Genomic DNA, 13533 nt, shown 5'->3' with positions numbered 1-13533 from the left:
GCGGGGGCCTCAGGCCGGGCTGCTCGCGTAGAGCTCGACCTCGCGCACCGAGCCGTCGCGGCCGACCTTGACCTCCGCGACGACCGCGCCCGGCACCAGGTCCGCGACGCTGCCCTCGGACTCCTCCGAGCCGTCGCGGCCCTCCCCGCCGTGGCCGCCGTGGTCCCCGCCCTCGCCGCCGTGGTCCCCGCCGGTGACGACGCCGCGGGCCGCGCGACGGTCCTCGGAGCCGCCGCCGTGGCCGCCGCCCCCGGGTCCGCCGTGCTCCCGCACGTGGTCGTCCGCGCCCTCGAACCCGATCTCGGTGTCGGCGTCGATCACGTAGGTGAGCGTCGTCGACTCCGTGGTCACCGCAAGCACGCCGGTCGTCTGGTCGAAGGAGGCGATGGTGCCGAGGTAGTCGCCGTGGTCCTCGTCGTCCTCGCCGTCGCCGTCGCGGTCGCGCACGCACCGGTCGTCCGCGGCGTCGTCGAGGTCCTCGTTGGCGACGTCGTCGCCGGGCGCGACCTCCTCGCCGTCGGGCACGCCGTCGCCGTCGGAGTCGGGGTTGCCGGCCCGCGTGCCGACGTCGTTCTCGTCCTCGTCGTCGACGTGGTCGCCGTCGCGATCGTCGTCGTCGTTCACGCAGGTCTCGAGGGCGTCGTCCTCGTCCTCGTTGTCGATGCCGTCGTGGTCGGCGTCCTCGTCACCGTCGCGGACGCCGTCGCGGTCGGTGTCGGCCCGGCGCGGGTCGGTGCTGCGCCGGCCGTCGCGCACCTCGTCGCCGTCGTCCATGCCGTCGTTGTCGGTGTCCTCGTCGCGCGGGTCGAGGCGGTGGCCGCGCTCGTAGGCGTTGCTCAGCCCGTCGTGGTCGCTGTCGCCGCCGGCGGCCATCGCGGTCGGCACGGGCGTGGCGAGCGCGCCGACGACGGCCAGACCGGCCAGGGCGGCCAGACGGCGGCGGTGGCTGCGTCGGACGGTGCGGACCGTGCGGCTGCACGTGGTGCTCATGGACATGGGTCTCCCTCCCCTGGCCGGTCCGCCCTCCCGGCGGCCCGGGCGACGACCACGGGCCGTCGCTCACTCAGGGTGACGCAGGACACCGCATGCCCGGGGCGGCATGAGGGGGCTCTCACCGAACGTCGGTCGATGGTCTGGACCTGCCGGCGCATCCGACCCTCGATGAACACCGGGCGAACCGCCTCCGGATGTCGGCGCGGCATGTGAGGATCGCCCCTCGAGCCTCGGGAGGTCGGATGCAGGAGCCCACGCCGCGTGAGCGCGCGCGGCGCGCCCGCGAGCTCGAGCGCGCGATGCGCGAGCTCGACGACCTCGACCGCCGCGAGGGCCTCGGCGCCTGGCCGCCTCCGTCGGGACGGGCCCGGGCACCGCGGCGACGGGAGCGCCGGGAGCGCCGCGCCCGCACGGCCGGTGCCGGCCGCGCCGGTGGACGCCGTCGCCACCAGGGAGCACTCCTCCCCCTGGCGCTGGCCCTCGCGGTCGTGGCGAGCATGGTGGCCTTCGCTCCCGGGGCCGAGATGGACGCCGCCCGCCGGCTCCTCGGTCTGGGGCCCGATCGCCTCGGCACCGCGCCGGACGCCCCGCGGGGCGGCTCATACGCCTTCCTGGTCGAGCAGGGCGGCAGGCCCGTGGGCTACGACCCCTGCCGGCCCGTGCGCTACCAGGTGAACCCGCAGGGCGCCCCGCCCCAGTGGCGCAGCCTGGTGCGCGAGAGCATCGCGTCGGTCGAGGCGGCCACGGGCCTGCGGTTCGAGGACGACGGCACCACCGACGCCCGCGACTTCTTCCGCCGTCGCACCGCCCTGCTGCAGCGTCCGCTGCCGATCCTCATCGGCTGGGCGCCGGCCAGCGAGATCACCGGTCTCGAGGGCGACGTCGCCGGCAGCACGCCCGGGGAGCCGACCGCGCTGGGCCGGGTCCACTTCCAGACCGGCAGCGTCGTGCTCGACCAGGACGCCTACGCCCGCATGGCCCTGCAGCGCGACGGCCGCACGCAGATGCTGGGCGTCCTCACCCACGAGCTGGGCCACGTCGTCGGGCTCGACCACGTCGACGACCCGCGCGAGCTGATGAACGCCACCTACGCGGGCCAGCGCGGCTTCGGGCCGGGCGATCGCGCCGGGCTGGCGATCCTCGGGAAGGTCCCCTGCGGCTGACTCGTCGGGGGCGCAGGCAGGCGTCCGGGCCGATCCGATCCGACGTCCACCCGCGCGGGTGGAACGCCCGCCCCCCGCGCTGGGTTGGGTGGAGGCATGAGCGACTCCGCCACCCCCCGCGCCACCATCGGCCTCACCGGCCTGGCCGTCATGGGCCGCAACCTGGCCCGCAACATCGCCGGTCACGGCCACACGATCGCGGTGCACAACCGCACCACCGCCAAGATGACCAGCCTGGTCGAGGAGCACGGCGAGAACGCGAAGGCGTCCGGCGGCGAGCTCATCGGCTGCGAGACGCTCGAGGACCTCGTCGCCGCGATCGAGCAGCCGCGCACGATCATCGTCATGGTCAAGGCCGGCGAGGGCACCGACGCCGTCATCGAGGAGCTCGCGCCGCTGCTCGACGAGGGCGACGTCGTCGTCGACGCCGGCAACGCCCACATGGCCGACACCATCCGGCGCGAGCAGGCGCTCTCCGAGCGCGGCCTGCACTTCGTCGGCATGGGCGTCTCCGGCGGCGAGGAGGGCGCGCTGAACGGGCCCTCGATCATGGTCGGCGGCTCCGAGCACGCCTACGCCAACCTCGGCCCGGTCGTGGAGTCGATCGCCGCGCAGGTCGACGGCACGCCCTGCGCCGCCCACGTCGGCCCCGACGGCGCCGGTCACTTCGTGAAGATGGTGCACAACGGCATCGAGTACGCCGACATGCAGCTCATCGCGGAGGCCTACGACCTGCTGCGCACCCTCGGCGGGCTCGAGCCGTCGGCGATCGCCGACGTGTTCGGGGAGTGGAACGAGGGCGAGCTGGAGTCCTTCCTCATCGAGATGACCGCCGACGTGCTGCGTCACACCGACGCCGCCACGGGCTCCCCCTTCGTCGACGTCGTCGCCGACGCCGCCGAGCAGAAGGGCACCGGACGCTGGACGGTGCAGATCGCGCTCGACCTCGGCGTCCCGGTCACCGGCATCGCGGAGGCCACCTTCGCCCGCTCGCTCTCGGGCCACACCGACCAGCGCGCGGCCGTCCGGGAGGCCTTCGGCTCCGACGTCGCCTCCGCGCAGGTGCCCGACACCTTCGTCGACGACGTCCGCGCCGCCCTACTGGCCTCGAAGGTCGTGGCGTACGCGCAGGGCTTCGACGAGGTGCTCGCCGGCTCCGCCGAGCACGACTGGGACATCGACCCCGGCCAGCTGGCCACGATCTGGCGGGGCGGCTGCATCATCCGCGCCCGCTTCCTCGACCGCATCCGCGAGGCCTACGCCGAGGAGACCCCCGCCTCGCTGCTGGTGGCGCCGTGGTTCGCCGACGTCGTCCGCGACGGGCTCGACGCCTGGCGCCGCGTGGTCGCCCTAGCCGCCACCGCGGGCGTGCCGACGCCGGCCTTCGCCTCCTCGCTGTCCTACGTCGACGGGCTGCGCCGCGACCGGCTCCCGGCGGCGCTGATCCAGGCGCTGCGCGACGACTTCGGCGCCCACACCTACCAGCGGGTCGACAAGCCCGGCACCTTCCACACCGACTGGGCGGGCGACCGCTCCGAGCAGGAGATGTGACATGACCGCCACCGACGCCGACAGCACCGACCTCAGCGCAGCGCCCTCGGGCACCTTCTCCATCGCCGGCAGCCTGCCGGTGGTCCGCCTGGGCTACGGCACGATGCAGCTCACCGGCGAGGGCGTGTGGGGCCCGCCGCGCGATCACGACGAGGCGATCCGCGTGCTGCGCCGCAGCGTCGAGCTCGGCGTCACCTTCTTCGACACCGCCGACTCCTACGGCCCCACCGTCGCCGAGGAGCTGTTGCGCGAGGCGCTGCACCCCTACGCCGAGGACGTCGTGATCGCCACCAAGGCCGGGCTGACGCGCACCGGCCCCGGGCAGTGGATCCCGGTCGGTCGCCCCTCCTACCTGCGCCAGCAGTGCGAGCTGTCGCTGCGTCGGCTCGGCCTGGAGCAGATCCCGCTGTTCCAGCTGCACCGCATCGACCCCGACGTGCCGCTGGCCGACCAGGTCGGCACCCTCAAGGAGCTCCAGGACGAGGGCAAGATCGCCCACATCGGGCTCTCCGAGGTCAGCGTCGAGGAGACGAGGGCGGCGCGCGAGATCGCCGAGATCGCCACGGTGCAGAACCTCTTCAACCTCGCCAAGCGCGACGCCGAGCCGCTCCTGGACTACTGCGAGGCCGAGGGCATCGGCTTCATCCCGTGGTTCCCGCTGGCCACCGGCGAGCTGTCCAAGAGCGACGGCGTCCTGGCCCAGGCCGCTCGTGACCACGACGCCTCGCCGTCCCAGCTGGCGCTGGCCTGGCTGCTGCACCGCTCGCCGGTGATGCTGCCGATCCCCGGCACCTCCAGCGTCGCGCACCTGGAGGACAACGTGGCCGCCGCGTCGCTGAGCCTCACCACCGAGGAGATCGCGGCTCTGGAGGCCCTGGGCTGATCCGCCGCCCCCGCGAGCCCGGCGCCCGCTCCCCCGGCCGTCCCGGGTGAGCGGGCGTCGTCGTCCTCATGGGAGGGTGTTCCCATGACGACCTGGCGCGACGCCGTCTCCCCGCAGGTGGCCGACGAGCTCGACGAGCTGCTCGACCAGGTGCTCGCCGCCGCGAAGGAGCAGCTGCGCGTCGAGGGCGTGCTCGGGCCGATCAGCCTCGTGGCCGACGACGACGGCCGGGTCACCCGTCGCACCGTCGAGATCGGCGACGCCGAGTCCGGCGAGGAGGTGCTGGCCGCCTACTGCGCCGAGGTCGCGCAGATCGAGGCGCTGCACGCCGTCGCGATCGCCTTCGACTCCGACCTCGACGGACGCGACGCGATCCAGGTGCTCCTCGAGCACCGCGACCCCGCGGCGCCGGCGCTCGTGCTGGCGCTGCCCTACCGGCGGCGTCGCAGCGACGGCGGCGGCGGACTCAGCTGGGGACAGCTGCGCGCGGCGCCCGGCCAGCGTCGCGTCTGGCTCTGAGCCTGCGAGCCGACTGCCCCTGCGGCACCGGCCACCCCTACGACGCCTGCTGCGGACGTCTGCACCGCGGCGCCGCCACCGCGGCCACCGCCGAGGAACTCATGCGCTCGCGGTACGCCGCCTTCGCCCGCGGCGAGGCCGGCTCCCTGCTGCGCACCTGGCACCCCCGCACCCGCCCCGACGAGCTCGACCTCGACGACGGCTCACGCTGGACCGGCCTCACGATCGACGACGTCGTCGCCGGCGGCCCCGACGACGAGGACGGCGAGGTCGCCTTCACCGCCCGCTGGCGCACCCCCGACGGCCGCACCGGCGCCCTCGTCGAGCGGTCCTCGTTCGTCCGCCGGGCCGGGCGGTGGGTGTACGTCGACGGGGTGACGGGGTGAGGGACAGCCGGTCAATTACCCGGCTGACCGGGTAGTTGTCTGCTTGGCACGCGAGATGTCGCGTGCCAAGCAGACAAGTCGCGTGCCAGGTCAGGCGCAGGACGCCTAGCCGAGCGCCAGCCGCACCGCGATGACCACCATCGTCGCCGCGATCACCAGCTCCAGCACCTGCCAGGAGCGCGGACGCGCGAGCACCGGCGCGAGCAGCCGGGCGCCGAACCCCAGGCCGCTGAACCACACCACGCTCGCCAGCGCCGCCCCGAGGCCGAACCACCACGCGCCCGCACCACCGGCGTCCTCGCGGTGGGTGGCGGCGATGGAGCCGATCAGCAGCACGGTGTCGAGGTACACGTGGGGGTTGAGCCAGGTCAGCGCGACGGCCCGGCCGACGACGCCGCGCACCGACGCCGCGCCGTCCGCCGTGGCCGCCTCGAGGGCCTCGGGTCGCATCGCGCGGCGCAGCGAGGAGGCGGCGTACCAGAGCAGGAAGGCGACGCCGAGCCAGGTGACGACGTCGATGAGCCAGCCGGCGTGCTGCACGATCGCGCCGATCCCGGCGACGCCGGCGAGGATCAGGACCGCGTCGGAGACGATGCACACCGCGACGACGGCGCCGATGTGCTGACGCAGCACGCCCTGCCGCAGCACGTAGGCGTTCTGAGCGCCGATGGCGACGATGAGCGAGCCGCCGGTGAGCAGACCGGCGAGGAGGGCAGCGAGCACGGGCCCGAACCTAGGGGCTCGGGATGGATGCAGGCCAGCGAATGTTCCTGATGCATCTGAAGCACTGCTGAAGTCGGTCATGATGGGTCGCATGCGCTTCGACCCCAGCCACCTCGAGACGCTGGTGGCCATCGCCGAGGAGGGCTCCTTCGACGCCGCCGCGCGCCGCCTGCACCTGACCCCGAGCGCCGTGAGCCAGCGCATCCGGGCGCTCGAGACGGCCGCGGGCCAGGTACTGGTGCGCCGCACGCTGCCGGCGAGCCCCACCGACGCCGCCGCTCCCCTGGTGCGGCTCGGACGCCAGCTGCGCCTGCTCGCCGACGAGGCCGAGCTCGCGCTGGCCGGTGGCGACGGCGAGCACGGCGCCACCGAGCTCAGCGTGAGCGTCAACGCCGACTCCCTGGCCACCTGGTTCCGCCCGGTGCTCGCGGCGGTCGCGAGTCTCGAGCCGGCCGACGGCGTAGCCCTGCGCCTGCACGTCGAGGACGAGTCCCGCTCCCACGAGCTGCTCCGGCGCGGCGACGCGCTCGCCGCGGTCACCACCGACCCGACCCCCGTGCAGGGCTGCACCGTGCAGCCGCTGGGCGTCCAGCGCTATCACGCGGTCGCGGCACCCGCCCTGCTCGAGCGTCACCGGCGCGGGCGTGGCGTCGCCTGGGACGCTATGCCGATGGTCGTGTTCAACGAGCTCGACGGCCTCCAGGACCGCCTCCTGGAGCAGCGGGCCAGCCCGCGTCCACCGGTGGTCCACCGCGTGCCGAGCACCGCCGACTTCCTGGAGGCGATCTGCGCCGGCCTCGGCTGGGGCCTGGTGCCGGACTCCCAGGAACGGGACGCGAGCGAGCGTCTGACCCGTCTGCCGGGCGCGGGTCCGCTCGACGTCGCCCTGCACTGGCAGCGCTGGCGACTGCGCTCCCCCGCGCTCGAGGCGCTGACCGACGCGGTGCTCGACGCCGCAGCGGCGGGACTGCGTCAGCCGCGACGGCGCGCGAGCGCCTGACGCACGAGCCCGCCGAGCAGGAGGTCGAGGCCGGCGACGAACTGGTCGGCGTCGTCGTGGCGGCGGAACTCCTCGGCGATGCTGTGGATCCACGGCAGCTCCTCGGCACCGACGGCCAGCCAGCCGGCGGCGATCTCGTCGAGCTGCTCCTCCTTGCTGCGCGCGGGGTCGGCATGGAGGTCCTGGGCCATCATCTCCGCGGCGACGCCGGTGACGTAGCCGATGATCGCGGTGCTGCCGTGGAACTGCTCGCGGACGCTGAGGCCCAGCAGCGCGAGGCGTCCGCCGAGGCGGTCCCAGAAGCGCAGCGCGTGCGCGCCGTCGGCGCCCATGACGTGCATCTGGTGGGCCAGCCAGGGGTGGGCCTGGGTCTGCTCGAACAGCGCGAGCGCCTGGCGACGCAGCAGCGAGAGCGGCTCGAGGACGGCGGCGTCGTCGGTGTCGGCGAGCGCGCGCACCTCCGGCACGAGGCGCGAGGCGGCGTGGAGCCCGTCGGCCTCCTCGGCCTCGACCACCGCCATCGCCTCGCCGATGAGGTCGTCGCAGACCAGGGCGAGCAGCTCGTCCTTGCCGCGGACGTACCAGTAGACGCTGCCGAGGCCGCCGCCGAGCTCACCGGCCAGGCCGCGCAGCGTCAGGCCGCGGGCGCCGTCGCGATCGAGGATCGCGATCGTGGTGCGCAGGATCTCCTCGCGCGAGTGGCTCGCGCGGCCGCGGCCGCGGGAGCGGGACGAGGACGACGCGGAGCGGGCGGGCATGCCTGGACCCTACCCGCGCCGACGGGTGCCTCCGCGTGCGGCCGGTTGACATTCTCGAACGTTGTTCTATTCTCGAACACAGTTCGAGTCGAACATCGTTCGACACCGCCACGTCCCGAGGAGGAGCCCATGACGCCCACCGCCCCGACGTCGTCCGACGTCCGCACCCGGCCGGCGAGCCTGTGGGCCGCCGCGCCCGCCCTGCTCGCCCTGTGCCTGACGATGCTGGTGGAGATGGTCGACAACTCGGTCCTCAACGTCGCGCTGCCCACCATCGGCCGCGACCTCGACCTCGGCCCCACCGGCCTGCAGTGGATCGTCGGCGCCTACTCCCTCACCTTCGGCGGCCTGCTGCTGGTGGGCGGCACCCTCGGCGACACCCTCGGCCGCCGCCGCGCGCTGCTGTGGGGCCTGGCCGGCTTCGGCACCAGCTCGCTGCTGGTGCTCGTGGCCACCGAGGCCTGGCAGGTCATCGCCGTGCGCGCCCTGTGCGGCGCGTTCGCCGCCCTGATCGCACCCGGCACCATGTCGCTGCTCTTCCGGCTCTTCGACGACGAGGCCCTGCGGCGTCGCGCGATCGGCCTGATCATCACCGTCGCCATGGCCGGATTCGCGCTCGGGCCGGTGCTCGGCGGGCTCGCCGTCGAGCACCTCCCCTGGCAGACGCTGCTGGTGGCCAACGCCCCCATCGCCGCCCTGGCCTTCTGGGGCGTGCGCCGCGGCATCGCCCCCGACCGGCCCGACGACCTGCGCCCCGGCGTCCCCGACCTCGCCGGCGCCGCCCTCTCGGTGACCGCGATCGCCGGCCTCCTGCTCGCCCTCACCGCCGGGGTCGAGACCGGCTGGACCGCCTGGCCGACGCTGCTGGCGGCCGCCGTCGCCGTGCTCGGCGCCGTCGGCTTCGTGCAGCGCGAGCGCACCGCGGCCGTCCCCATGCTCGACCTCGCGCTGCTGGCCCGTCCGACCGTGCGTGGCAGCGCACTGCTGCAGACCTCGGTGATGGTCGCGATGGTCGGCGTCATGTTCGCCAGCACCCAGCTCTTCCAGTTCGTGTGGGGCTGGTCGCCGGTGCGCGCCGGGTTCGCGACGCTGCCGCTGGTGGCCGGCATGTTCCTCGGCTCCCCGCTCACCGACGCGCTCGTCGAGCGCGCCGGACACCGCCGCACCGCCGCCGTCGGCACGGGCTTCGTCCTGGCCTCCCTGACGCTGCTGATCGTCTCGATGTCGAGCTACGCCGGTGTCGCGCCCGGCCTGCTCCTGCTGGCCGTCGGCATGCGGATGACGATGACCACCTGCGCCGTGGCGCTCGTGGAGTCGCTGCCCGAGGACCACACCTCGCTCGGCTCCGCGCTCAACGACACCGCCCAGGAGCTCGGCAACTCCCTCGGCGTCGCCGTCGTGGGCACCCTGACGGCGGCCGTCGTCGGCACCTCCCTGCCGCTGGGACGCTGGTCCGAGGCGGTGGCCGCGGAGTTCGTCCGCAGCCAGCGCCTGGCCTTCGCGGTGCTCGCCGGCCTCGTCGCGGTGATCGCGACCATCGGCGTGCGCAGCCTCACCAACTCCCGCACCACCGAGGACTGAGGACGTCGGCGCCGTTGCTGGCGTGCGCCGTCATGACCCTCGAGCACGTCTGCGTCGGCCTCACGGTCCTGACCACCGGCTGGGTGCTGCTCACCCCCGAGTCGTGGAGGGGACGCGGCTGGTGGCTGCCCGTGCGGCTGGTGGCGGTCGTCGTCGTCTCCCTGGGATCGGGCTGCCTCGCGACGCCGCTGTTCGGCCCCGAGGACTCCACCCGCTCGCTGGTCACCATGGCCGCCTGCCTGTGGCTTCCGCTCCTGGTGCTGACGGCGGTCCTGCCGCGGAACCCGCCGGCCGGCGGTCCGCTCCGCGGCCGAGCCTCACTCCAGGACGATGTAGCCCAGCCGCACCGTGAAGCTCTTGACGTCGTAGTGCGCGCCCGCCGCGGTGTAGAGGCCCCAGGCGATGCTGCTGTTCGGGTAGACGTAGCCGGGGCCCTTGACGATGGCGCCGCGGTGCGTGCCGATGGCCGAGGCGATGAGCTTGTCGTCGCTCCAGCCGTCCTCACGGTGGTCGTAGGTGATGTAGGCGCGGCTGCCGGAGAAGCCCTTCGAGGCACCGCTGTAGAGGCTCACCGACAGCGTCCCGTACCGGTAGGCCTTCGGCACGCGCAGCGAGTAGGCGGTGCTCACCAGGGTCTTCTCGACGCTGGTGTTGCACTTCGTCGCCGTCGCCAGCTCCTGCGAGCCGGCCCAGCCCCGGCTGGCCGGCGAGCGCAGGCTCGAGCAGCGGCCGACGAAGGCGTCGTACATCGCGCTCTTCGGCGTGACGGTCCTGACGAAGGTGCGCGCCCGCAGCCGCTTGGCGGACACGCTGACCGACACGCTGGGGGCCACGGTGACGTTGCCCAGGGCGTCGGTGAGCGTGGTGCGGATGGTGTAGCGGCCCGCGCGCACGAAGCCGCGGCCCACGCGTCCGGTCCACGTGAACGTGGAGCGGTCGGACTGCGGCGGCGTGGTGGCGGTGCGCACGACGCGACCGGACGCGTCACGCACCTCGTAGCGCGCCTGGAACCGCTGGGCCTCGCGCACCGTCGTGGTGAGGGTCACCGAGTCCCGATAGCGGTCGGGGGCGGGGTAGAGCGCGGTGGAGTTGAGCCGGTGGGTGATCACGCGGGGGCCGTCGGCGTCCACCTCGAAGCCCTGGGGCGAGGTGACGGTGCCGGTCTGCCGGCCGAGGACGGGCTCGTCGTAGGAGAGCGTGCCGGTGATCGCGTACTGCCCGGTGGGCAGGCCGCTGAGGTCGGCGGCGACGTGCGCGGCGCCCTCGGCGTCGGAGGCGACGCCCGTGTAGGAGAGCGGCCGCGCGGGGTCGAGGGCCGCCCCGGTGGCGCGGTCGACGACCTGGAGGTCGAGGTCGATGCTGCGACTTGCAGGCACCTGCAGGTCTAGCGCGGTAGTCGGCGCGGAGGCGCCGATGAGAGCCGGGTCGACGCTCACCGTGCCCCTGGTGTCGCGCTGCACCACGACCTGGCGCGCCGGGAGGTCGACGGAGCGACAGATCTCCCGCTGGGACGCACAGCGCAGGAGGCGCAGCGTCAGGAACCCGTCGGGGAGCGCGAGGGTCGTCGCACCGGAGCGGTCGAGCTCGGAGCGGGAGTCCTGGGCGGCCCAGGTGGCGCCCGTCCAGCTGGCGATCAGCCGGCCGCCGCCGTCGGGGTCGGAGACGGTCACGACGTAGGGGTCGCTGTCGGCGCCTACGTGCGTGGCCTCGGGCCAGAGGACGTCCGGGACGACGTCGAGGGGGCTGACCGGGGCGCTGGCAGCGGGCGGCAGGGAGCACTGCTGGACCTGCGGGCCCGTGCAGGTGACGATCTCGAGGGTCGAGGTGCTGGCCACGCCCCAGGTGGCGACCTCGACGTCCACGCTGCGGATCTCGGGGTCCACGGCCCGCACCGTGTCGGCGACATAGCCGGCGGTGTCGTCGCCGACGCGCGCGAGCACGTAGGCGGCCGGAGTGGTGACCGTCGCCGTCAGGCGTCCGGGGGCCGGGGTGGCGACGTCGGAGATGACGGTGGCCGTCGAGGTGTCGGCGGCGCTGCCGGCGACGGCGAGCGGGCCGGCGACCAGCGCCCCGGTGGTGAGGGCGGTGAGCAGGACGAGGTGCGCTCGAGCGCGACGCATGGGGTCTCCGAGAGGTGCGACGGGGCGGTGGGGCCTGGGAAGCCTAGGGGCGCGGCGGTGCGCCGCGGGCCCGAACGCGCGAATCCCGGCCGAACGGCCGGACGCCGCCCTCAGCGGGCGTAGGCCCGCAGCGGGGGCTCGGCCTGCAGCTGCGGGGTCACCAGGCTCGAGCGGGCCGTCTGCGCCAGGGCGAGCGCGGCGTGAACGGGGAAGGTCACGGGGTCGACGCCCGGCATCAGCAGCCGCGCGCAGGTGGCGCGGGAGATCCGGGCGAGGGACGCCGGGCCGCGGTGGGTGAGGGCGTCGAGGCCGATGAGCCAGGCGCCGTTGCTGTAGGACATGCCGAAGTGGTCGACGACCTCCAGCGGGCACACCGCCTGGACGCTGGTGTTGAGCACCATCGGGTCACCGGCGGGTGCCGTCAGCCACGCCGAGGTGGAGGGCACGACGACCTCGTCGAAGGTCGTGGAGATCTGGGTGTAGCTGATGCCGGGGAAGGTCTCGGGGCCGGTGTTGAGCGCCTTCAGGAACGCCGAGCCGCGACGCTGCTGCCAGTTCGCCGCCGAGCAGACGCCCAGCGTGCACTGGGCGTCGAAGACCGCGGTGCCGTGGTTGGAGGAGGCCAGCCCGACGACGTCGTCGACGTCGGCGCGGGTGTCGGGCCAGAACCTCAGCGCCCAGCGCACGATCATCCCGCCCTGGCTGTGCCCGACGACGTCGATGCGCTGCCCCGCGCGGGCCGACATCGTGCGGATCGCGCGGACGACGTATTCAGCCGCCACCTGGATGTCGCCGTTGCCGGAGTCGGGCAGCGTCAGCTCGCAGTGGCCCCAGCCGCGGGCGTCGAACGCGCGCACCCAGTTCCACGACCAGTCGGCGCTCGGGTTCGAGGTGGTGCCGTGCAGGAACAGCACCGGCGGACGCGCACCCGGGCGGATCGGGCCGGTGCACGACAGCGCTCGCGCGGCTTGGGCGGCGGTGACCGTCAGCCGCGGGCCGGTGTCGGCGGCCTGCGCGGGGCCCGTCGGCGCCGCCAGGAACCCGAGCATCCCGAGCATCGCCGTGATCGCCGCTGCCGCGCTCCGCCACCTCATGTGGCGCTCAACGAACGGCACCGGGCCGAGTCACGTCGAGGGTGGTCAGTCGGGCTGGCCGGGGCGGTCGACCGTCATCGTGACGACGCTGCCCGGCGCCGCCATCGTCCCGACGGCCGGCTCGACCCCGACGACGCCGCCGCGCTCGAGGTCGGCAGAGCTGCCCGCCGTCACCCGCACCTCGAAGCCGGCCTCGGTGAGGCGCTTCATGTAGGACTCCGAGCTCGGGCCGTAGCGGCCCAACCGCAGGTCGGCGTAGCCGGGCACGGCCACGAGGTCGCGCAGCACGCGCAGGCTGTCGAGGATGTCGGTCACCGCGTCGCAGTCGCGGGTCGATTGCACCCGAAACAGGGCGTCTTCCGACGGCACGTAGACGGATCCGGCGCAGCTCCGATCGCCTCCCGCCCTCGGCTGAGAACGCTGGACCCGCACGCCGTCGACGAAGCCGGTCGACGGCGAGGGCTCGAAGACCTTGGACTGCCGCATGACGAAGACGCCGACGGTGTTCTCCGGCTGGAAGGTCCCGCACGCGCCCGTCCAGAACTGGTCGACCGCCACGGTGTCCGACTGGGCAACCCCGCACCGCAGGTCGTTCGTCGACCACCCCACCGGCACCGCGACGGCGACGTGCCCGATGCCGACCCATCGCGTGCCCGGCGGCGGGGCGTCGGCGTCGTCCGCACCGGCCACGGGCGGCGCAGACGGGTCGTCGAGGCCGAGCACGGCGGTGAGGCCGCCAGCCGCGAGCACGCCCACGGCGGC

Annotated in this window: 13 protein-coding genes; 7 read left to right on the top strand and 6 right to left on the bottom strand. The window is 74.4% G+C overall.

The genetic code is table 11. The annotated features are described in order from the left end of the window. Positions 1-9: 9 nt before the first annotated feature. Positions 10-990: a hypothetical protein gene (locus ACZDWJ_RS18060; protein WP_463523274.1), complete on the bottom strand. Its 981-nt coding sequence runs from the start codon at positions 988-990 to the stop codon at positions 10-12. Between the two features lie 245 nt (positions 991-1235). Here ACZDWJ_RS18060 and ACZDWJ_RS18055 point away from each other — a divergent pair, with 245 nt between their 5' ends. The 5 genes from ACZDWJ_RS18055 to ACZDWJ_RS18035 all read left to right on the top strand — a co-directional run bounded on the left by ACZDWJ_RS18055 (position 1236) and on the right by ACZDWJ_RS18035 (position 5495). Beyond that, positions 1236-2156 carry a matrixin family metalloprotease gene (locus ACZDWJ_RS18055; RefSeq protein ID WP_463523272.1) on the top strand — a complete coding sequence of 307 codons (921 nt, stop codon included), beginning with the start codon at positions 1236-1238 and terminating at the stop codon, positions 2154-2156. Between the two features lie 96 nt (positions 2157-2252). Then, complete coding sequence (gndA, locus tag ACZDWJ_RS18050; RefSeq protein ID WP_463523270.1) at positions 2253-3707, top strand: NADP-dependent phosphogluconate dehydrogenase; 1455 nt, start codon at positions 2253-2255, stop codon at positions 3705-3707. Position 3708: 1 nt separating this feature from the next. Further along, positions 3709-4590, top strand: a complete 882-nt coding sequence (locus ACZDWJ_RS18045) for an aldo/keto reductase (RefSeq protein WP_463523268.1) — start codon at positions 3709-3711, stop codon at positions 4588-4590. Positions 4591-4674: 84 nt separating this feature from the next. Then, on the top strand, positions 4675-5109 hold the full coding sequence (locus ACZDWJ_RS18040; RefSeq protein ID WP_463523266.1) for a hypothetical protein: 435 nt from the start codon (positions 4675-4677) through the stop codon (positions 5107-5109). Then, entirely contained in the window at positions 5061-5495 is a 435-nt protein-coding gene (locus ACZDWJ_RS18035) for a YchJ family protein (RefSeq protein ID WP_463523318.1), read from the top strand. The genes ACZDWJ_RS18040 and ACZDWJ_RS18035 overlap by 49 nt, the downstream gene beginning before the upstream one ends. A gap of 105 nt (positions 5496-5600) precedes the next feature. Here the strand turns inward: ACZDWJ_RS18035 and ACZDWJ_RS18030 are convergent, their stop codons facing one another. Beyond that, entirely contained in the window at positions 5601-6218 is a 618-nt protein-coding gene (locus tag ACZDWJ_RS18030; RefSeq protein ID WP_463523264.1) for a LysE/ArgO family amino acid transporter, read from the bottom strand. A 91-nt stretch (positions 6219-6309) separates the two neighbouring features. On the opposite strand from ACZDWJ_RS18030, the gene ACZDWJ_RS18025 reads away from it, so the two are divergent. Next, on the top strand, positions 6310-7218 hold the full coding sequence (locus ACZDWJ_RS18025; RefSeq protein WP_463523262.1) for a LysR family transcriptional regulator ArgP: 909 nt from the start codon (positions 6310-6312) through the stop codon (positions 7216-7218). Here ACZDWJ_RS18025 and ACZDWJ_RS18020 read toward each other — a convergent pair. Beyond that, positions 7191-7976, bottom strand: a complete 786-nt coding sequence (locus tag ACZDWJ_RS18020) for a TetR/AcrR family transcriptional regulator C-terminal domain-containing protein (protein ID WP_463523260.1) — start codon at positions 7974-7976, stop codon at positions 7191-7193. The two genes, ACZDWJ_RS18025 and ACZDWJ_RS18020, sit on opposite strands and share 28 nt — an antisense overlap. Positions 7977-8105: 129 nt before the next feature. On the opposite strand from ACZDWJ_RS18020, the gene ACZDWJ_RS18015 reads away from it, so the two are divergent. Then, a complete protein-coding gene (locus tag ACZDWJ_RS18015; protein WP_463523258.1) occupies positions 8106-9557 on the top strand; it encodes an MFS transporter in 1452 nt (483 codons plus the stop codon). Positions 9558-9874: 317 nt separating this feature from the next. Here the strand turns inward: ACZDWJ_RS18015 and ACZDWJ_RS18010 are convergent, their stop codons facing one another. The 3 genes from ACZDWJ_RS18010 to ACZDWJ_RS18000 all read right to left on the bottom strand — a co-directional run. Continuing rightward, positions 9875-11677, bottom strand: coding sequence for a FlgD immunoglobulin-like domain containing protein (locus ACZDWJ_RS18010; protein WP_463523256.1), 1803 nt, complete (start codon positions 11675-11677; stop codon positions 9875-9877). Positions 11678-11787: 110 nt separating this feature from the next. Beyond that, positions 11788-12771, bottom strand: a complete 984-nt coding sequence (locus ACZDWJ_RS18005) for a lipase family alpha/beta hydrolase (protein ID WP_463523254.1) — start codon at positions 12769-12771, stop codon at positions 11788-11790. 45 nt (positions 12772-12816) lie between these two features. Continuing rightward, on the bottom strand, positions 12817-13533 hold a 717-nt coding region (locus ACZDWJ_RS18000), incomplete at its 5' end, for a PASTA domain-containing protein (protein ID WP_463523252.1).

It is taken from the genome of Nocardioides sp. B129/18 (assembly GCF_055282735.1).
The sequence above is the reverse complement of the archived record's forward strand: the minus strand, read 5'-3'. Positions and strand labels throughout refer to the sequence as shown.

Bases quoted from the DNA above. Each gene is read 5' to 3' on its own strand.
- ACZDWJ_RS18060 (WP_463523274.1), bottom strand. From the start codon at position 990: ATGAGCACCACGTGCAGCCGCACGGTCCGCACCGTCCGACGCAGCCAC.
- ACZDWJ_RS18055 (WP_463523272.1), top strand. From the start codon at position 1,236: ATGCAGGAGCCCACGCCGCGTGAGCGCGCGCGGCGCGCCCGCGAGCTC.
- gndA (WP_463523270.1), top strand. From the start codon at position 2,253: ATGAGCGACTCCGCCACCCCCCGCGCCACCATCGGCCTCACCGGCCTG.
- ACZDWJ_RS18045 (WP_463523268.1), top strand. From the start codon at position 3,709: ATGACCGCCACCGACGCCGACAGCACCGACCTCAGCGCAGCGCCCTCG.
- ACZDWJ_RS18040 (WP_463523266.1), top strand. From the start codon at position 4,675: ATGACGACCTGGCGCGACGCCGTCTCCCCGCAGGTGGCCGACGAGCTC.
- ACZDWJ_RS18025 (WP_463523262.1), top strand. From the start codon at position 6,310: ATGCGCTTCGACCCCAGCCACCTCGAGACGCTGGTGGCCATCGCCGAG.
- ACZDWJ_RS18020 (WP_463523260.1), bottom strand. From the start codon at position 7,976: ATGCCCGCCCGCTCCGCGTCGTCCTCGTCCCGCTCCCGCGGCCGCGGC.
- ACZDWJ_RS18015 (WP_463523258.1), top strand. From the start codon at position 8,106: ATGACGCCCACCGCCCCGACGTCGTCCGACGTCCGCACCCGGCCGGCG.
- ACZDWJ_RS18010 (WP_463523256.1), bottom strand. From the start codon at position 11,677: ATGCGTCGCGCTCGAGCGCACCTCGTCCTGCTCACCGCCCTCACCACC.
- ACZDWJ_RS18005 (WP_463523254.1), bottom strand. From the start codon at position 12,771: ATGAGGTGGCGGAGCGCGGCAGCGGCGATCACGGCGATGCTCGGGATG.